Below are 222 nucleotides of genomic sequence, written 5' to 3'. Positions count from 1 at the left end.
GGTTCGACCGTCAGCACCACCATTACCGGTGCTACCGGCGGCAACTTTGAAAACCTGGTGCCGAGCACTACGCCTGCGGTTACCACCATTACCGATGTGGTCGATACCACTACTGTCACGCTGACGGCCGGTTCCACCGTGACCGAAGGCGGTCAGATCACTTACACCGCGACATTGACCAACCCGGCACAAACCCCGGTGAACGTCACCTTGAGCAATGGC

At 59.0% G+C, this 222-nt stretch carries 1 protein-coding gene; it reads left to right on the top strand.

Annotated elements, in window-relative coordinates; translation table 11 throughout:
- On the top strand, positions 1–222 hold a 222-nt coding region (locus J1G34_RS27010), incomplete at both ends, for an immunoglobulin-like domain-containing protein (protein ID WP_222994874.1).

The organism is Pseudomonas sp. Wu6 (assembly GCF_019891515.1).
GTDB lineage: Bacteria > Pseudomonadota > Gammaproteobacteria > Pseudomonadales > Pseudomonadaceae > Aquipseudomonas > Aquipseudomonas orientalis_A.
This window is presented reverse-complemented; position numbering and strand designations above follow the sequence as displayed.